Origin of the sequence: Cedecea davisae DSM 4568, from assembly GCF_000412335.2 — a bacterium.
Lineage (GTDB): Bacteria > Pseudomonadota > Gammaproteobacteria > Enterobacterales > Enterobacteriaceae > Cedecea > Cedecea davisae.
Window position 1 is genome coordinate 4,736,617 of sequence record NZ_KE161030.1, and the last position, 16,709, is coordinate 4,753,325.

Here is a 16,709-nt window from a genome sequence, read left to right on the forward strand (position 1 = left end):
CCCCATGCAAGAAATTATGCAATTCGTTGGCCGTCACCCCATACTTAGTCTGGCGTGGGTCGGTTTGCTGGCCGCGGTACTTTTCATGACCTTTAAGGGGTTAACCTCCAAAGTTAAAGTCATTACCCGTGGTGAAGCTACCCGCTTAATTAACAAAGAAGACGCGGTAGTTGTTGATGTGCGCCAGCGTGACGATTTCCGTAAAGGCCACATTGCTAACTCGCTGAACGTGCTGCCAACTGAAATCAAAAGCGGCAATTTCGGTGAGCTGGAAAAACACAAAGCGAAGCCGGTGATTGTGGTGTGCGCCAACGGCGTCTCTTCACAAGAGTCTGCCGCACTGTTAAATAAAGCAGGTTTTGAGCAGGTATCACTGCTGAAAGAAGGCATCGCCGGCTGGAGCGGGGAAAACCTGCCGCTGGTTCGCGGTAAATAATCTGGAACAGACTGAGGTAAACCATGGCGAATATTGAACTCTACACTAAAGCGACCTGCCCGTTTTGCCACCGCGCAAAAGCCCTGCTCAATAGCAAAGGGGTGACGTTCCAGGAATTGCCTATCGACGGCGATGCCGCTAAGCGTGAAGAGATGATCAAGCGCAGTGGCCGCACCACGGTTCCGCAGATTTTTATTGATGCACAGCACATTGGCGGTTGCGATGACTTGTACGCACTGGATGCGCGTGGTGGACTCGATCCCCTGCTGAGCTAGTGCGGTTTGTCTGCCGTGTATCGCAGATTAAGGACGTTTAAATTTTAAGGGTTAACAATGTCAGAACAAAATAATGCAGAAATGGCTTTCCAGATTCAGCGTGTTTACACCAAGGATGTTTCTTTTGAAGCACCAAATGCGCCGCACGTTTTCCAAAAAGACTGGCAGCCGGAAGTTAAACTGGATCTCGATACCGCGTCCAGCCAGCTGGCTGATAACGTGTATGAAGTGGTGCTGCGCGTAACCGTGACCGCAACGCTTGGCGAAGACACCGCTTTCCTGTGCGAAGTGCAGCAGGCCGGTATTTTCTCTGTTGAAGGTATCGACGGGAATCAGCTGGCGCATTGCCTGGGTGCATACTGCCCGAACATCCTGTTCCCGTATGCGCGTGAATGTATCACTAGCCTGGTTTCTCGCGGTACTTTCCCTCAGCTGAACCTTGCACCGGTTAACTTTGATGCGCTGTTCATGAGCTATCTGCAGCAGCAAGCTGGCGAAGGTGCTGAAAACCATCAGGATGCCTGATGAACAGCCTTAATGCTTCAATGACTGTGATCGGTGCCGGTTCTTACGGCACCGCTCTCGCCATCACCCTGGCGAGAAACGGCCACCACGTTGTGTTGTGGGGGCACGATGCTCAACATATCGCAACGCTGCAGGCCGATCGCTGTAATGTTGCGTTCCTGCCGGATGTTCCTTTCCCCGATACGCTCCATCTGGAGAGTGATTTAGCCACTGCCCTGGCGGCCAGCCGCAATATTCTGGTTGTTGTCCCGAGTCATGTGTTCGGGCAGGTGCTGCGCCAAATCAAACCTCTGATGCGCCACGATGCGCGTATTGTCTGGGCAACTAAAGGCCTTGAGGCAGAAACGGGCCGCTTATTGCAGGATGTTGCTCGCGAAGCGCTGGGCGATGATGTGCCACTGGCCGTTATCTCCGGGCCGACTTTTGCTAAAGAGCTGGCCGCAGGTTTGCCGACGGCTATTGCTCTTGCGGCGACAGACGACCAGTTTGCCGACGACCTCCAGCATCTGCTGCACTGTGGTAAAAGCTTCCGCGTCTACAGCAATCCCGATTTTATCGGCGTACAGCTGGGCGGGGCGGTGAAGAACGTTATTGCCATCGGCGCAGGGATGTCTGACGGCATCGGCTTTGGCGCTAACGCTCGTACCGCGCTCATTACCCGTGGTCTTGCAGAGATGACGCGTCTGGGCAGCGCGCTTGGCGCTTCGCCTGAAACCTTTATGGGGATGGCGGGCCTGGGTGACCTGGTGTTGACCTGTACCGATAACCAATCCCGCAACCGTCGCTTTGGCATGATGCTGGGTCAGGGTATGGATGTGGACGGTGCGCAGCAGAAAATCGGCCAGGTGGTTGAAGGGTATCGCAACACCAAAGAAGTTCGCGAGCTGGCAGCGCGGGTAGGTGTTGAAATGCCAATAACCGAGGAAATTTATCAGGTATTGTATTGCGGAAAAAACGCGCGCGAGGCAGCATTAACGTTGCTTGGTCGTACCCGTAAGGATGAACGAAGCGGCAACTGACGGATCGTTTAATTCACCGCAATAACTGAAACGTCCCGACCCTGGTGTCGGGCGTTGTTTTTCTGTCTGGAGAGAGCAATGTCATCTGAAGAACTGGATTTGGTGTGGAGCAATATTAAAGCCGAAGCGCGCGCGCTAGCGGATTGTGAACCCATGTTGGCCAGTTTTTATCACGCGACGCTGCTCAAGCATGAAAATCTCGGGAATGCGCTGAGCTATATGCTTGCCAACAAACTGGCTTCGCCCATCATGCCGGCGATTGCGATTCGTGAAGTGGTTGAAGAGGCTTATGCGGCCGACCCGCAAATGATAGCCTCTGCGGCCTGTGATATTCAGGCGGTGCGCACCCGTGACCCGGCGGTGGATAAATACTCCACGCCGCTGCTTTACCTCAAAGGCTTCCATGCGCTGCAGGCTTACCGCATCGGGCACTGGCTCTGGCTGGAAGGGCGCCAGGCGCTGGCGATTTTCTTGCAGAATCAGGTTTCCGTCTCTTTCCAGGTGGATATTCATCCGGCGGCAAAAATTGGCTGCGGGATTATGCTCGACCACGCTACCGGCATTGTGATCGGTGAAACGGCGGTAGTAGAAAATGACGTCTCGATTCTGCAATCTGTGACGCTGGGCGGCACCGGGAAAACCAGCGGCGACCGCCATCCGAAGATCCGTGAAGGCGTGATGATTGGCGCCGGGGCGAAGATCCTCGGCAATATTGAAGTGGGAACGGGCGCTAAAATTGGCGCGGGTTCCGTCGTGTTACAGCCGGTTCCACCGCATACCACTGCCGCTGGCGTACCGGCAAGAATCGTCGGCACGCCGGAAAGCGACAAGCCGTCGATGGATATGGATCAGCACTTCAACAGCATCGGCTTCGAGTTCGGAGACGGTATCTAGCTTCTGAGAACGGCGCCGCGGTATCCCAGCTGGCGCCAGGCTTCATACACTACAACAGAAACCGAGTTCGACAGGTTCATGCTGCGGCTGTCGGGCATCATCGGGATGCGAATTTTTTGCTCCGGCGGCATCGCATTCAGGATCTCGGCAGGTAGCCCGCGGGTTTCCGGGCCAAACATCAGATAATCCCCTTCTTGATAACTCACCGCGCTGTGGGCTGGCGTTCCCTTGGTGGTTAAAGCAAACAGGCGCTGGGGCTTTTCTGCCTCCAGAAACGCGCTGTAGTCGCGATGGCGCAGAACGGTAGTAAATTCGTGGTAATCCAGTCCGGCGCGACGCAGGCGCTTATCATCCCAGGGAAATCCCATTGGCTCAATGATGTGCAACCGAAACCCGGTATTTGCGCACAGGCGAATAATGTTCCCGGTATTGGGCGGAATTTCTGGCTCAAACAAAACGATATTTAACATACAACCCCCATCGACAAGGGGCGCAGAATAGCAAAATTGCTGCTAAGCAGAAATGAAAACAGGCTCCGTAGAGCCTGCTTGTTAACGGTGATAAAGCGGCAGCCAGAGCGTCAGGCGCAGGCCGCCTAGCGGGCTGTCATCTGCTTTGACCCAGCCGCGATGCTGCTGTACCGCAGTCTCAACGATAGCGAGGCCAAGGCCGGTGCCGCCGGATTCGCGGTCGCGTGCTTCATCGGTGCGGTAGAACGGGCGGAAAATTTGCTCGCGATCTTCCGGGCTGACGCCCGGGCCATCATCGTCAACCGTCACCGTAATGCCCTGGTTATCCACGGAGAAGTTAACGGCAATTTTAGTATGCGAGTAGCGCAGCGCGTTGCGAATGATATTCTCAAGCGCACTTTCCAGCGCATTTGGGTTGCCGTACATCAGCCACGGACCGGGTGGATAGGTAATTTCCAGAGATTTACCCATCTGTTCGGCTTCGAAAGCGGCGTTATCCAGCATTTCCGTCCAGATCTGGTTTGCCTTCATGGTTTCGCTAACCAGCGCATTTTTCTGCTGATTACGCGACATAACCAGTAAATCGTTGATCATGCCATCCAGCCGCTGAGCTTCGGTTTCTATACGCCCCAGCTCCTTACTCTCACCGCTGCGGCGGCGAAGCAGGGCAGTACCAAGCTGCAGTCGAGTGAGCGGAGTACGAAGCTCATGAGAGATGTCGGACAGCAGCCGCTGCTGCGCCGTCATCATTCTTTCCAGCGCGGTCACCATCTGGTTAAAGCTGGCGCCTGCGGCCTGGAACTCCTGCGGCCCGGCTTCCAGCTCAGGATGCTGACGCAAATTCCCCTGCGCAACCTCATCCGCCGCGTTTTTCAGCTTACGAGCCGGTTTTGCCAGGCTCCATGCCAGCCACAGCAGCAGCGGAGAGCTCACCAGCATGGTGACAATCAGCAACAGCAGAGGCCGGTCGAACAGCAGGTTGATAAAGTCGGACTGTGAGCTGCTGGCGGGGCGAATTAGATAAAGTTGGTAGTTATCTTCGCCATCTCGTACCGAAAATGGGCCAACAAGCTCAACCCGGCCATATTTCTTTTTCTGGGGATGATCGGCGTTATCGGACTGGCCGATAAAGTTACGGATGATCTGCATTTCGTTGCGTTGGGCGCCAATGACTCGCCCTTCGCTGGTGACCAGCAGCAGGCGCTGGCCAGGAGGTGCCCATTTGTCGATGGCGCGAAACAGACGCCGCCACCACATTAAATCATTGGGCGGATCGGTCGCCAGCTCGGCTTCGACGTGCTGCTCAATCATGTAGCCCTGACGTTGCTCATTCTCCATCAGCTCGGTCATCTGGCGTGAATCCAGCTTTGGCAGCATTAAAACTAACATCAGTACCAGAGCCAGCGTCAGCCAGAAGATGGCAAAAATGCGCGCGGTAAGGCTACTTATCATGAAGCGGAAACCATCAGATAGCCGCGACCACGTAATGTTTTAAACCACGGGTGACCGTCTTTGCGATCCGGCAATTTGCGGCGCAGGTTGGAAATATGCATATCGATTGCGCGATCGAATGGCGTCAGGCGTTTACCGAGGACTTCCTGGCTAAGATGTTCACGTGAAACTACCTGACCAAGATGCTGGGCCAGAAGATAGAGCAGGGTGAACTCGGTGCCGGTTAAATCCAGCGCCTGGCCATCGAAGCTCGCTTCCTGACGGCCCGGGTTCAGGCTCAGCCCGTCCACCTCTACCGTTGGAGAACTGCTGTCGCTGTTTTGTTGTTGCTCGCTCCAGTGTGAGCGACGCAGGATGGCGCGAATACGCGCAACCAGCTCGCGGTCGTTAAAGGGTTTTGGCAAATAGTCATCGGCACCCAGCTCAAGGCCGAGTACGCGGTCAAGTTCGCTCCCGCGTGCGGTAAGCATAATGACTGGTGTCTGGTGTGTCTGGCGAAGCTCTTTCAAGGTATCGATACCGTTTTTCTTCGGCATCATTACGTCGAGCAATAACAGGTCGATGCTGTCGTCCAGAAGGGCCAACGCTTGCTCGCCGTCGTGGGCGACAGTTACGTCAAAACCTTCCATGTCGAGCAATTCCTTTAGCAGGGAAGTCAGCTCTCGGTCATCATCAACTAACAGGATTTTATTCATTGTGAAATTACCTCCGAGGCAGAAATTACGTCATCAAGCGGCGCTAATCCATGACTTTACGTTGTTTTACACCCCCTGACGCTAGTTTGCAGCGGGAATCGTAGACTGGCTCTCGTTGAATCGCAGCACAAAAGATTTTGGGAGCAAGTGATGCGCAATGTTACCGCTGCCGTCATGGCCTCAACGCTGGCGTTTATCTCTTTAGCCAGCCAGGCCGCTGATTTACAGACCGGCGTTAACTGGCCGCAAAGCGACAATCTGGCAAAGCGCAGTAACGCTCAGAATCATATGTTTGACGGCATAAGTTTGACCGAACAGCAGCGCCAACAGATGCGCGATCTTATGCAACGGGCAAGGCATGATAGCCCACCCGTTAATGTTAGCGAAATGGAGATCATGCATAGGCTGATCACCGCAGATAAATTTGATGAAGCGGCAGTAAAAGCCCAGGCTGAAAAAATGGCACAAGAACAGGTTGCCCGCCAGGTAGAGATGGCAAAAGTACGCAACCAAATGTACCACTTGTTAAGCCCGGAACAGCAGTCCGCTTTAAATGAGAAACACCAGCAGCGCATGGATAATCTCCGTGAACTGTCGGACCAGCAGCAGGGCATTTCGCTGCAGGCAATGAGTAGTAGCAGTAACCGTAGTAACCAGTAACAAACCCTGTTTTCCTTGCCATAGACACCATCCCTGTCTTCCCCGCCTACCCAGGCGGGTTTTTTTTGCCCAAAGCCCAGAGCGGGATCCGCTATACTAGCCGCATTCACCTGCGGGAGCCTCCATGAATCAACAATATGGGCAGTTGGTTAGCCGGGCCGCGATAGCAGCGACCGCCATGGCCTTGCTGCTGCTGATCATTAAAATTTTTGCCTGGTGGTACACCGGTTCGGTCAGTATTCTGGCGGCGCTGGTGGACTCGCTGGTCGATATTGCCGCCTCGCTGACCAATCTGCTGGTGGTGCGCTATTCGCTGCAACCGGCAGATGAAGAACACACGTTCGGTCATGGCAAAGCAGAGTCGCTTGCCGCGCTTGCGCAAAGCATGTTTATCTCAGGGTCGGCATTATTCCTGTTTTTGACAGGTATTCAGCATCTTGCCGACCCTTCCCCAATGAAGGATCCCGGTATCGGCATCGCCGTGACGGTCGTTGCGCTGTTAAGTACCTTAATTCTGGTGACCTTTCAGCGCTGGGTGGTGCGAAAAACTCAAAGCCAGGCCGTCCGGGCAGATATGCTTCATTATCAGTCTGATGTTATGATGAATGGCGCAATTCTTATTGCGCTGGCTCTGTCCTGGTACGGCTGGCACCGCGCGGATTCGCTGTTTGCATTGGGCATTGGCGTCTACATTTTATATAGCGCGTTGCAAATGGGTTATGAAGCCGTGCAATCGCTGCTTGATCGGGCGTTACCGGATGAGGAGCGCCAGGCTATTATCGATATCGTGAATACGTGGCCCGGGGTAAGAGGGGCACACGATCTTCGAACGCGGCAGTCAGGGCCGACCCGCTTTATACAGCTTCATATTGAAATGGAAGATAATTTGCCGCTGGTTCAGGCGCATATTATCGCCGAACAGGTGGAACAGGCGATCCTTCATCATTTTCCGGGGTCGGATGTCATTATCCACCAGGATCCTTGCTCGGTCGTACCGACCGGGCGACAGGGACATTTCGAGCTTTAGTTTTACGTTGGAAGGTTGGTGCTAACGGGCAGTTTTTGCACAAAGTACCGCCAGTTGGCCTGACCTGAATCAATTCAGCAGGAAGCCGTTGTTATACTATTTGCTGCAGAGTCGAGGCTTCGGATTGCCCGCAGCGGTTTCCGGCACCAGGATTAATTTTGCTTTCAAAGTTCAGAGGTAGTCATGATCAAAAAAATTGGTGTGTTGACGAGTGGCGGTGATGCGCCGGGCATGAATGCGGCAATTCGCGGCGTAGTGCGTGCGGCATTGTCAGAAGGTCTGGAAGTCATGGGCGTCTATGACGGCTACCTGGGCCTGTATGAAGACCGTATGGTGCAGCTGGACCGCTATAGCGTGTCCGACATGATCAACCGTGGCGGCACATTCCTGGGTTCAGCTCGCTTCCCGGAATTCCGCGACGAAAATGTTCGTGCAGTGGCTATCGATAACCTGAAAAAGCGCGGTATCGATGCGTTGGTTGTTATCGGCGGCGACGGTTCCTACCTGGGCGCGATGCGCCTGACCGAAATGGGCTTCCCGTGCATCGGCTTACCTGGCACCATTGATAACGATATCAAAGGCACCGACTACACCATCGGCTACTTCACCGCGCTGGAAACCGTCGTTGAAGCCATTGACCGCCTGCGTGACACCTCTTCTTCCCACCAGCGTATCTCCATTGTGGAAGTGATGGGCCGTTATTGTGGCGACCTGACTCTGGCTGCGGCTATCGCCGGTGGCTGCGAGTTTGTGGTACTGCCAGAAGTAGAATTCAGCCGTGAAGATCTGGTGGCAGAAATTAAAGCCGGGATTGCCAAAGGTAAGAAACACGCGATTGTGGCTATCACCGAGCACATCTGCGACGTGGACGAGCTGGCGAAATATATCGAAACCGAAACCAAGCGTGAAACCCGCGCGACCGTTCTGGGCCACATTCAGCGTGGCGGTTCTCCGGTAGCTTACGATCGCATTCTGGCTTCCCGCATGGGTGCCTACTCTATCGAGCTGCTTTTGCAGGGCTTCGGTGGTCGTTGCGTCGGCATCCAGAATGAAAAACTGGTTCACCATGACATTATTGACGCCATCGAAAATATGAAGCGTCCATTCAAAGGTGACTGGCTGGACTGCGCTAAGAAGCTGTACTAAGAGTATTTTTCTCAGAAACCGGGCCTGGCCCGGTTTTTTTATGGGTTGTTATATCTCCAAAAGTTATAGCCAATCTTTTTTTATTCTTTAATGTCAGAAATAGTTTCTGGCACGCTGGGTTCATCAAACTTCATAAAGAGAACGAGCGATGAATAAGTGGGGCGTGGGTTTAACATTACTTTTGGCTTCTGGCGGCGTGCTGGCAAAGGATATTCAGCTACTTAACGTGTCTTACGATCCGACTCGTGAACTGTATGAAGAATATAACAAAGCGTTTAGCGCTCACTGGAAGCAGCAGACCGGCGATACCGTGACCGTGCGCCAGTCTCACGGCGGCTCCGGCAAGCAGGCGACTTCGGTTATCAACGGCATTGAGGCGGACGTTGTCACCCTCGCGCTGGCCTATGATGTTGATGCGATTGCCGAGCGTGGCCGTATCGACAAAAATTGGATCAAGCGGCTGCCGGACAACTCCGCGCCGTACACTTCCACCATCGTTTTCCTGGTGCGTAAAGGCAACCCGAAACAAATCCATGACTGGAACGACCTGATAAAACCGGGCGTCTCGGTTATTACGCCTAACCCGAAAAGCTCCGGTGGCGCACGCTGGAACTATTTAGCCGCATGGGGTTACGCCTTGCATCACAACAATAACGATCAGGCAAAGGCTCAGGACTTCGTAAAAGCGCTGTTTAAGAACGTTGAGGTGCTGGACTCCGGCGCCCGTGGCTCGACCAATACCTTTGTAGAACGCGGGATTGGCGACGTGCTGATTGCGTGGGAAAACGAAGCGCTGTTGGCAACCAATGAACTGGGCAAAGATAAATTCGAAATCGTGACGCCAAGTGAATCGATTCTGGCGGAGCCGACCGTCTCGGTAGTTGATAAAGTGGTTGAGAAGAAAGGCACTCAGGCGGTGGCGGAAGCCTACCTGAAGTATCTCTACTCTCCGGAAGGGCAGGAAATTGCCGCGAAAAACTACTATCGCCCGCGCGATCCTGATGTAGCGAAGAAATACGAAAAAGCGTTCCCTAAACTCAAGCTGTATACCATCGACGAAGAGTTCGGCGGCTGGACTAAGGCCCAGCAGGAACACTTCTCCAACGGCGGCAGCTTCGACCAAATCAGTAAACGTTAATCAGAATGGCCCTGCGGGGCCATTTTTGTTTCCATCGCCTTACATTTACTCGCTGAATATCTTCCCGTAGAGTGCTGAAAAACTCTACAGGAGACAGGTATGTCACTCTGGTTTTCAGACCCACTTTTCCTGCCCGGAATGATTGTGCTGGTGACTATCATCCTTTGGGCGACATCGGCCCTGCCTGAATACCTCACTGCTCTGCTGTTTTTTGCCGCCGCGATGGTGGCAAAGATTGCTCCTGCCGGGGTTATCTTTAGCGGCTTTGCCTCTTCCGCTTTCTGGCTGGTATTCAGCGGTTTTGTGTTGGGAATTGCGATTCGTAAAACCGGCCTTGCCGACAGGGTCGCCCGTGCGCTTTCCGCCCGGCTTACCGACTCCTGGCTCCATATGGTTGGCAGCGTGGTACTGCTTAGCTACGCGCTGGCTTTTGTCATGCCTTCTAATATGGGGCGAATTGCCCTGCTGATGCCGATTGTTGCCGCCATGGCCAGGCGAGCCGCTATTGGTGAGGGGACCCGAGCCTGGTACGGTCTGGCGCTGGCCGTGGGGTTTGGGACATTCCAGCTTTCAGCAACGATTTTGCCCGCTAACGTCCCTAATCTGGTAATGAGCGGCGCCGCAGAGGGCTCTTACGGTCTGCATCTCAATTATCTGCCTTACCTGCTGCTGCATACGCCGGTGCTGGGCATTATTAAAGGACTAATACTGATTGGCCTTATCTGCTGGCTATTTCCCGGCAGGCCTCAGCCGCCGCAGCATATTGAGCATCCGGAGCCGATGAGCTTTGATGAGAAGCGTCTGGCGTGGCTGCTCGCCATAGTTCTTGGTCTGTGGGTAACGGAAAGCTGGCACGGCATTGGTCCGGCATGGATAGGGCTGGTGGCCGCCTGTATTACCCTGCTGCCGCGTATCGGGTTTATTACAAGTGAGGAGTTTGCCAGCGGGGTAAATGTGCGGACCTGTTTCTATGTGGCGGGCATTCTGGCTCTGGCAACTACGGTTACGCATATCGGGCTTGGCGCTATCGTGGGTGAAAAACTGATGGCGATAATGCCGCTGGATGCGGATAAACCTTTTACCAGTTTTGCCGCGCTGACCGGCATTACCAGCCTGCTCAACTTTATCGTTACCGCCAACGGGGTGCCTGCGCTGTACACCACTTTTGCCGAAAGTTTCTCTCAGGCAACCGGGTTCCCGCTGCTGTCGGTCATTATGATTCAGGTTCTGGGATATTCCACGCCGCTGCTGCCGTATATGGCCTCGCCGATTGTGGTGGCGATGGGGCTGGGGAAGGTTCCTGCGAAAGAGGGAATGAAGCTGTGCCTGGCGCTGGCCGTCGTGACATTTCTGCTGCTTTTGCCGCTGGACTACGGTTGGTTCCGGCTGTTGCATAAGCTATAAAAAAACGGCTCCGCAAGCGGAGCCGTTTCGTTTAATCGAGTGCGGGATTACGCTTTTTTCGCTTCAGCCGCAGCTTTAACGATAACGGCGAAGGCGTCGGCTTTCAGAGAAGCACCGCCAACCAGCGCGCCGTCGATATCCGGCTGAGCGAACAGCTCGGCTGCGTTTTTATCGTTAACGGAACCGCCGTACTGGATGATCACTTGCTCAGCCACTTTAGCGTCAGCTTTAGCAATGTGGTCACGAATGAATTTGTGTACCGCCTGAGCCTGAGCTGGGGTAGCAGATTTGCCGGTACCGATTGCCCAAATTGGTTCGTAAGCGATAACCGCGCCTTCGAAAGCAGCCGCGCCCTGAGTCTTCAGAACGGCGTCAATCTGGCGAGCACAAACTTCTTCAGTTTTGCCGGCTTCGTTTTCTGCTTCGGTTTCACCGATGCACAGAACCGGAGTCAGGCCAGCTTCTTTCAGCACGGCGAATTTCTTCGCGATGAACTCATCAGACTCTGCGTGGTAAGTACGACGCTCGGAGTGGCCGATGATGATGTATTTAGCGCCGATATCTTTCAGCATTTCTGCGGAAACTTCACCGGTGAACGCGCCGGACAGGTTCACGTCAACGTTCTGCGCGCCAAGAATGATGTGGCTACCGGAAGCAGCGTGTTTTGCCAGGTCCAGATACATAGTTGGTGGGGCAATAGCTACGCCACAGCCGTCAACGCCGGACAGCTCTTTACGCAGGTTGGCGATAAGCTCGTGAACCATGTGTTTGCTGCCGTTCAGTTTCCAGTTACCCATCACTAAAGGATGTCGCATTTTAATTCTCCACGCGGTAAGCAATAAAAAGAATCACTGCCCTATGGGCAGCTTGGTCTGTGAAACAGTATAGAGATCCAACGGGCGAAAGGCTTTGCTTTTTGTCATTTATTCGCCGTTGTTTAGCGCCTCAGATAGCGCCAGCTTAATCGGTTCAACCGCGAAGGTAAGCCCCTTTTCGCCGTTATCCGCTACAACATAGCGAATGGCGCCGTCGTTCTGCGAAAAATAGCGTTTATTCTTGCCGTCGCTCAGTAATTTGGTCAGTTTTTGCTGGCTCTGTGCTTTTGAAAGCGAAGGCGTGAAGCTACGAATAATCGCGGCCATATACTCCAGCGCTTTGCCGCGAGCGGCCTTTTGTTCCGGGCCCTGAATCGGCAGCCAGGTTATCTGTATCGATTTAACCTTAAGCGTTCCGCGCTCCAGCGCCGCCGAGGCGTAGAGGTTTTCGTTGATCTTGGTCGCGGCTCGCGTCAGGTTAGCTTTATCGCGGCTGTTTTCAACGGCGCGAAACTCGTTTAACGGCAACGAAGGATTATCGATATTGAATTTGCCGCGAAACTGGGTAATGGTCAGATCGAACGTTGGGGCGCCCGGCAGCAGGTAAGGCGCGGCCGGGAGCTGAGAAGCCGTATCTGACGGAGGATCCGCCCGGCTCACCGCCAGAGGCAGCGCCAGCAGCACGAGGGCAGGTAGCAGATATTTCATCGACACACTTCTCCTGTAATTTGTCTTCCCGATTAAATCGGCAATCCGTTGGCTTGTCAAAACGGGTCGCGACCAGGGTACACTACGCCGCGATAAAATAATAAGGACCTTACCCATGACCATACAGCAATGGTTGTTCTCTTTTAAAGGGCGCATTGGGCGCCGCGATTTTTGGATCTGGATTGGGGCCTGGATTATCGGCCTGATTATTCTGTTTACCCTGGCAGGGGCGGAAATCATGCCTTACTCCACGGCGGGCTTCTTCCTCACCGGTTCGCTTATTCCGACTGCCGCGGTTATCGTCAAGCGGCTGCACGACAGGGATAAAAAAGGCTGGTGGGCGCTGCTGTTCATTCCTGCGTGGCTTCTGCTGGCAGGGAACTGGGAGACCTTTGGTACTTTGTGGCAGTGGGGGCTTGGGCGCTTCATCCCGACGTTGATTCTGGTGATGGTCATCATGGACCTGGGCGCGTTTATTGGCACCCAGGGCGAGAATCGCTTTGGTAAAGAGACCAGCGAAGTTAAATTCCGCTGAATTACCAGTAATGCTCCGCAGTCATATGGCCCGGTCGGCGACGCAGATGTTTGCTCATCTGCCGGGTATCTTTCAGTAGTTGCTGGGTATCACGCACCATCTGCGGGTTACCGCACAGCATCACATGGCTGGTTTCGGTATCCATCGGCAGGCCGACAGCCTTTTCAAGCTCCCCGCTTTCAATCAGCGCCGGTACGCGTCCGGTGAGAGAGCCGGATACCGTTTCGCGGCTAACCACGGTCTGAACACGTACTTTGCCCTGATAACGTTCCTGTAGCTCCAGCATTAGCGGCAGATAGCTTAAATCGCTGGCGTAGCGCACGGCGTGAAGCAGCACGATATTTTCAAAGCGCTCAAGGTCTTTGCCTTCCTGGAGAATAGACAGATAGGGGCCGAGCGCGGTGCCGGTCGCCAGCATCCACAGCGTTTTGCAGTCGGGAATTTCTTCGAGGACGAAGAACCCGGCGGCCTCGCTTACCAGCTGAACTTCATCGCCGGGCCGCAGGGCGTGCAGGCGTGGGCTGAGTTTACCCTCCGGCACGGTGACCAGATAGAATTCGAGGTCGGGATTACTCGGGGCGTTGACGTAGGAGTAGGCACGCTGCACGCGCTCGCCGTCTATCTCTAACCCAAGCTTGGTAAACTGCCCGGCCGTAAACGGGGGGACCGGGGCGTGAACCGTCAGGCTAAAGAGAGAATCTGTCCAGTTTTGAACCCGGGTGACTTTACCTGTAACCCAATCCGCCATGTTGCTCTCCAGTCGTTGCTTTTTGCCTATCTTCACCAGGTTGCAGAGACATTTCCAGCCCAAACGAGCCGGAAAGCTCGAACCAACAAATGAGAAGCGTTACAGAATATGCTTCTGTACTTCGGTATCTTTACGATCGAGATAATGAATCGACTGAATGCGGCGGATGGTACGGGATTTGCCGCGGATCAGCAGGGTTTCGGTGGTTGCCATGTTGCCTTTGCGGGTGATCCCGTCCAGCAGGTCGCCTTTGGTGATACCGGTGGCGGAGAAGATAACGTTGTCATTGCGAGCCATTTCGTCGAGCGCTAATACCCGTCCGGCCTCAATGCCCATTGCTTTGCAGCGCGCCAGCTCCTTTTCGCCGATGCGGCGATTCTCTTCGCTGTCGCCTTTTACGTGATGGCGAGCCAGCAGGCGGCCCTGCATGTCGCCGTCCAGCGCGCGGATCACCGCCGCGGAAACAACACCTTCCGGTGCGCCGCCGACGCCATACAGCACGTCCACTTCGCTATCCGGCATGCAGGTCAAAATGGATGCGGCTACGTCGCCGTCGGGAATGGCAAATACGCGCACGCCCAGTTGCTGCATTTCTTTAATCGTCGCATCGTGGCGAGGTTTAGCCAGAATGGTGACCGTCAGTTCGCTAAGCGGCTTGTTCAGCGCGGCGGCAATATTGCGCAGGTTGTCGCTAAGGCTGAGATTAAGGTCGATAGCGCCTTTGGCTCCCGGGCCGACAATCAGCTTCTCCATATACATATCGGGCGCGTTGAGGAAGGTGCCCTTATCGCCGACGGCTAGTACGGCCAGAGCGTTGGCCTGGCCCATTGCCGTCATGCGTGTGCCTTCAATTGGGTCTACGGCAATATCTACCGCGTCGCCTTTTCCGGTGCCGACTTTCTCGCCGATGTAGAGCATTGGCGCTTCGTCGATTTCCCCTTCGCCGATGACAATCTCACCGTCGATATTGATTTGGTTTAACACGATACGCATTGCTTTTACGGCCGCGCCGTCGGCGACGTTTTTATCGCCCCGGCCAAGCCATTTGTAGCCAGCAAGCGCTGCGGCTTCGGTCACGCGGGAAAATTCGATGGCAAGTTCTCGTTTCATAGCAGACTCATTTAGCAAACAGAATTGCCGGGGAGTTTAGCACAGGCGGGGAAGGGGGCGGGAAACCGCCGGGCAGGGCAGCTAATGAAAAAGGCCCCTGAGAGGGGCCTTTTGAGAGATTACTGTTCTTCGTGATCTTCCCAGGCAAGGGCGCGTTTAACCGCTTTTTTCCAGCCTGCATAGCGATAGTTACGCTCGGTAGTTTCAATCCCCGGACGGAACTCTTTCTCGATGACCGATTTTTCCTGCAGTTCGTCGAGATTCTGCCAGAAACCGACTGCCAGACCGGCGAGGTAGGCCGCACCCAGGGCGGTAACTTCGCGTACTTCAGGGCGCTCAACACGCGTGCCGAGAATATCGGACTGGAACTGCATCAGGAAGTTGTTTGCTACCGCACCGCCGTCCACGCGCAGGGCGTGCAGACGAATACCGGAGTCAGCCTGCATGGCTTCCAGCACATCGCGGGTTTGGTAAGCGATAGACTCAAGCGTTGCGCGAATGATGTGGTTGGAGTTCACGCCACGGGTCAGGCCGAAAATCGCGCCGCGGGCATACGGGTCCCAGTAAGGTGCGCCGAGGCCGGTAAACGCGGGAACCACGTACACGCCGTTAGTATCTTTCACCTTGTTAGCGAAATATTCGGAGTCAAATGCATCGCCAATCAGTTTCATCTCATCACGCAGCCACTGAATTGACGCCCCGGCCATAAACACCGCGCCTTCCAGCGCATAGTTCACTTCGCCTTTAGGGCCGCAGGCGATGGTAGTCAGCAGGCCGTTGGTGGAGGCTACCGCTTTTTCACCGGTGTTCATCAGCATGAAGCAGCCGGTGCCGTAGGTGTTCTTCGCCATACCTTCTTTGACACACAGCTGGCCAAACAGGGCCGCCTGTTGGTCACCGGCGATACCGGCGATAGGAATACGCGTGCCGCCTTTACCGCCGATGTTGGTCTGGCCATAAACTTCTGACGACTTACGGACTTCAGGCAGCATTTCGCGCGGGATATCCAGCGCTTCCAGCATACGGTCGTCCCAGTCCAGCTCGTGAATGTTGAACAGCATAGTACGAGAGGCATTCGTGTAGTCGGTAACGTGAACGCGTCCCTGGGTCATTTTCCAGATAAGCCAGGTATCCACGGTACCGAACAGCAGTTCGCCGCGGCGAGCGCGCTCGCGTGAACCTTCTACGTGGTCGAGGATCCACTTCACCTTGGTGCCGGAGAAATACGGGTCAACGACCAGGCCGGTATTGTGGCGAACATACTCTTCCATGCCGTTGCGCTTCAGCTCTTCACAGATATCTGCGGTACGGCGGCACTGCCAGACAATCGCATTGTAAATCGGCTTACCTGTTTCACGCTCCCAGACCACGGTCGTTTCGCGCTGGTTAGTGATACCGATAGCGGCAATTTCGTCAGAGTTAATATCGGCTTTGGCCAACACTTCTACCAGCGTGGAGCTTTGGGTGGCCCAGATTTCCATCGGGTCATGCTCTACCCAGCCTGGCTTAGGATAGATTTGCTCAAATTCACGCTGCGCAACGCTGATGATGTTGGCGTCATGATCCAGGACAACGGCACGCGAGCTGGTGGTTCCCTGGTCGAGAGCGACGATGTATTTTTTCTCTGTAGTCATAATCATGTCCTGAAGTCA

19 protein-coding genes are annotated in these 16,709 nt (G+C 54.5%); 11 read left to right on the forward strand and 8 right to left on the reverse strand.

What is annotated here, in order from left to right:
* The first annotated feature begins 4 nt into the window (after window positions 1-4).
* The 5 genes from HMPREF0201_RS21585 (at window position 5) to cysE (ending at window position 3,149) form a co-directional block, all read left to right on the forward strand.
* Window positions 5-436, forward strand: a complete 432-nt coding sequence (locus HMPREF0201_RS21585; protein ID WP_016538904.1) for a rhodanese-like domain-containing protein — start codon at window positions 5-7, stop codon at window positions 434-436.
* Window positions 437-459: 23 nt separating this feature from the next.
* Entirely contained in the window at window positions 460-711 is a 252-nt protein-coding gene (gene grxC / locus HMPREF0201_RS21590) for a glutaredoxin 3 (protein WP_016538905.1), read from the forward strand.
* Between the two features lie 57 nt (window positions 712-768).
* Window positions 769-1,236 carry a protein-export chaperone SecB gene (secB, locus tag HMPREF0201_RS21595; RefSeq protein ID WP_016538906.1) on the forward strand — a complete coding sequence of 156 codons (468 nt, stop codon included), beginning with the start codon at window positions 769-771 and terminating at the stop codon, window positions 1,234-1,236.
* Window positions 1,236-2,255, forward strand: coding sequence for an NAD(P)H-dependent glycerol-3-phosphate dehydrogenase (gpsA, locus tag HMPREF0201_RS21600; protein ID WP_016538907.1), 1,020 nt, complete (start codon window positions 1,236-1,238; stop codon window positions 2,253-2,255). Before secB ends, gpsA begins: the two co-directional genes overlap by 1 nt.
* A 78-nt stretch (window positions 2,256-2,333) precedes the next feature.
* On the forward strand, window positions 2,334-3,149 hold the full coding sequence (cysE, locus tag HMPREF0201_RS21605) for a serine O-acetyltransferase (protein ID WP_016538908.1): 816 nt from the start codon (window positions 2,334-2,336) through the stop codon (window positions 3,147-3,149).
* On the opposite strand, the gene trmL is transcribed toward cysE, so the two are convergent.
* The 3 genes from trmL to cpxR form a co-directional block, all read right to left on the reverse strand.
* Window positions 3,146-3,619 carry a tRNA (uridine(34)/cytosine(34)/5-carboxymethylaminomethyluridine(34)-2'-O)-methyltransferase TrmL gene (trmL, locus tag HMPREF0201_RS21610; RefSeq protein ID WP_016538909.1) on the reverse strand — a complete coding sequence of 158 codons (474 nt, stop codon included), beginning with the start codon at window positions 3,617-3,619 and terminating at the stop codon, window positions 3,146-3,148. The genes cysE and trmL overlap by 4 nt on opposite strands.
* An 81-nt stretch (window positions 3,620-3,700) precedes the next feature.
* Entirely contained in the window at window positions 3,701-5,071 is a 1,371-nt protein-coding gene (gene cpxA / locus HMPREF0201_RS21615) for an envelope stress sensor histidine kinase CpxA (RefSeq protein WP_016538910.1), read from the reverse strand.
* On the reverse strand, window positions 5,068-5,766 hold the full coding sequence (gene cpxR / locus HMPREF0201_RS21620) for an envelope stress response regulator transcription factor CpxR (protein WP_016538911.1): 699 nt from the start codon (window positions 5,764-5,766) through the stop codon (window positions 5,068-5,070). Before cpxR ends, cpxA begins: the two co-directional genes overlap by 4 nt.
* 150 nt (window positions 5,767-5,916) lie before the next feature.
* Between cpxR and cpxP the strand changes: the two genes are divergently transcribed.
* The 5 genes from cpxP (at window position 5,917) to HMPREF0201_RS21645 (ending at window position 11,141) form a co-directional block, all read left to right on the forward strand.
* Complete coding sequence (cpxP, locus tag HMPREF0201_RS21625; RefSeq protein ID WP_016538912.1) at window positions 5,917-6,426, forward strand: cell-envelope stress modulator CpxP; 510 nt, start codon at window positions 5,917-5,919, stop codon at window positions 6,424-6,426.
* Window positions 6,427-6,550: 124 nt separating this feature from the next.
* Window positions 6,551-7,453, forward strand: a complete 903-nt coding sequence (gene fieF, locus HMPREF0201_RS21630; protein ID WP_016538913.1) for a CDF family cation-efflux transporter FieF — start codon at window positions 6,551-6,553, stop codon at window positions 7,451-7,453.
* 183 nt (window positions 7,454-7,636) lie between these two features.
* Complete coding sequence (gene pfkA / locus HMPREF0201_RS21635) at window positions 7,637-8,599, forward strand: 6-phosphofructokinase (protein WP_016538914.1); 963 nt, start codon at window positions 7,637-7,639, stop codon at window positions 8,597-8,599.
* 148 nt (window positions 8,600-8,747) lie between these two features.
* A complete protein-coding gene (locus tag HMPREF0201_RS21640; protein ID WP_016538916.1) occupies window positions 8,748-9,737 on the forward strand; it encodes a sulfate ABC transporter substrate-binding protein in 990 nt (329 codons plus the stop codon).
* Window positions 9,738-9,836: 99 nt separating this feature from the next.
* Window positions 9,837-11,141 (forward strand): SLC13 family permease, encoded by a 1,305-nt coding sequence (locus HMPREF0201_RS21645; RefSeq protein WP_016538918.1) that lies wholly within the window; start codon window positions 9,837-9,839, stop codon window positions 11,139-11,141.
* Window positions 11,142-11,188: 47 nt separating this feature from the next.
* Here HMPREF0201_RS21645 and tpiA read toward each other — a convergent pair whose 3' ends face one another.
* Both tpiA and HMPREF0201_RS21655 read right to left on the reverse strand, forming a co-directional pair.
* Entirely contained in the window at window positions 11,189-11,956 is a 768-nt protein-coding gene (tpiA, locus tag HMPREF0201_RS21650; protein WP_039899006.1) for a triose-phosphate isomerase, read from the reverse strand.
* A gap of 108 nt (window positions 11,957-12,064) precedes the next feature.
* Window positions 12,065-12,664, reverse strand: a complete 600-nt coding sequence (locus HMPREF0201_RS21655) for a YiiQ family protein (protein ID WP_039899007.1) — start codon at window positions 12,662-12,664, stop codon at window positions 12,065-12,067.
* A gap of 115 nt (window positions 12,665-12,779) precedes the next feature.
* On the opposite strand from HMPREF0201_RS21655, the gene HMPREF0201_RS21660 reads away from it, so the two are divergent.
* The gene (locus HMPREF0201_RS21660) at window positions 12,780-13,199 is read left to right on the forward strand and encodes a DUF805 domain-containing protein (RefSeq protein WP_016538921.1); all 420 of its coding nucleotides are present in this window, start codon (window positions 12,780-12,782) and stop codon (window positions 13,197-13,199) included.
* Between the two features lies 1 nt (window position 13,200).
* Here HMPREF0201_RS21660 and fpr read toward each other — a convergent pair whose 3' ends face one another.
* From fpr to glpK, 3 genes are all read right to left on the reverse strand, one after another.
* On the reverse strand, window positions 13,201-13,947 hold the full coding sequence (gene fpr, locus HMPREF0201_RS21665; RefSeq protein WP_039899009.1) for a ferredoxin--NADP(+) reductase: 747 nt from the start codon (window positions 13,945-13,947) through the stop codon (window positions 13,201-13,203).
* A 99-nt stretch (window positions 13,948-14,046) separates the two neighbouring features.
* Window positions 14,047-15,057, reverse strand: coding sequence for a class II fructose-bisphosphatase (glpX, locus tag HMPREF0201_RS21670; protein ID WP_016538923.1), 1,011 nt, complete (start codon window positions 15,055-15,057; stop codon window positions 14,047-14,049).
* Window positions 15,058-15,176: 119 nt separating this feature from the next.
* The gene (gene glpK, locus HMPREF0201_RS21675; protein ID WP_039899011.1) at window positions 15,177-16,691 is read right to left on the reverse strand and encodes a glycerol kinase GlpK; all 1,515 of its coding nucleotides are present in this window, start codon (window positions 16,689-16,691) and stop codon (window positions 15,177-15,179) included.
* Window positions 16,692-16,709 lie beyond the last annotated feature (18 nt).

Bases quoted from the DNA above. Each gene is read 5' to 3' on its own strand.
- HMPREF0201_RS21585 (WP_016538904.1), top strand. From the start codon at position 5: ATGCAAGAAATTATGCAATTCGTTGGCCGTCACCCCATACTTAGTCTG.
- grxC (WP_016538905.1), top strand. From the start codon at position 460: ATGGCGAATATTGAACTCTACACTAAAGCGACCTGCCCGTTTTGCCAC.
- secB (WP_016538906.1), top strand. From the start codon at position 769: ATGTCAGAACAAAATAATGCAGAAATGGCTTTCCAGATTCAGCGTGTT.
- gpsA (WP_016538907.1), top strand. From the start codon at position 1,236: ATGAACAGCCTTAATGCTTCAATGACTGTGATCGGTGCCGGTTCTTAC.
- cysE (WP_016538908.1), top strand. From the start codon at position 2,334: ATGTCATCTGAAGAACTGGATTTGGTGTGGAGCAATATTAAAGCCGAA.
- trmL (WP_016538909.1), bottom strand. From the start codon at position 3,619: ATGTTAAATATCGTTTTGTTTGAGCCAGAAATTCCGCCCAATACCGGG.
- cpxA (WP_016538910.1), bottom strand. From the start codon at position 5,071: ATGATAAGTAGCCTTACCGCGCGCATTTTTGCCATCTTCTGGCTGACG.
- cpxR (WP_016538911.1), bottom strand. From the start codon at position 5,766: ATGAATAAAATCCTGTTAGTTGATGATGACCGAGAGCTGACTTCCCTG.
- cpxP (WP_016538912.1), top strand. From the start codon at position 5,917: ATGCGCAATGTTACCGCTGCCGTCATGGCCTCAACGCTGGCGTTTATC.
- fieF (WP_016538913.1), top strand. From the start codon at position 6,551: ATGAATCAACAATATGGGCAGTTGGTTAGCCGGGCCGCGATAGCAGCG.
- pfkA (WP_016538914.1), top strand. From the start codon at position 7,637: ATGATCAAAAAAATTGGTGTGTTGACGAGTGGCGGTGATGCGCCGGGC.
- HMPREF0201_RS21640 (WP_016538916.1), top strand. From the start codon at position 8,748: ATGAATAAGTGGGGCGTGGGTTTAACATTACTTTTGGCTTCTGGCGGC.
- HMPREF0201_RS21645 (WP_016538918.1), top strand. From the start codon at position 9,837: ATGTCACTCTGGTTTTCAGACCCACTTTTCCTGCCCGGAATGATTGTG.
- tpiA (WP_039899006.1), bottom strand. From the start codon at position 11,956: ATGCGACATCCTTTAGTGATGGGTAACTGGAAACTGAACGGCAGCAAA.
- HMPREF0201_RS21655 (WP_039899007.1), bottom strand. From the start codon at position 12,664: ATGAAATATCTGCTACCTGCCCTCGTGCTGCTGGCGCTGCCTCTGGCG.
- HMPREF0201_RS21660 (WP_016538921.1), top strand. From the start codon at position 12,780: ATGACCATACAGCAATGGTTGTTCTCTTTTAAAGGGCGCATTGGGCGC.
- fpr (WP_039899009.1), bottom strand. From the start codon at position 13,947: ATGGCGGATTGGGTTACAGGTAAAGTCACCCGGGTTCAAAACTGGACA.
- glpX (WP_016538923.1), bottom strand. From the start codon at position 15,057: ATGAAACGAGAACTTGCCATCGAATTTTCCCGCGTGACCGAAGCCGCA.
- glpK (WP_039899011.1), bottom strand. From the start codon at position 16,691: ATGACTACAGAGAAAAAATACATCGTCGCTCTCGACCAGGGAACCACC.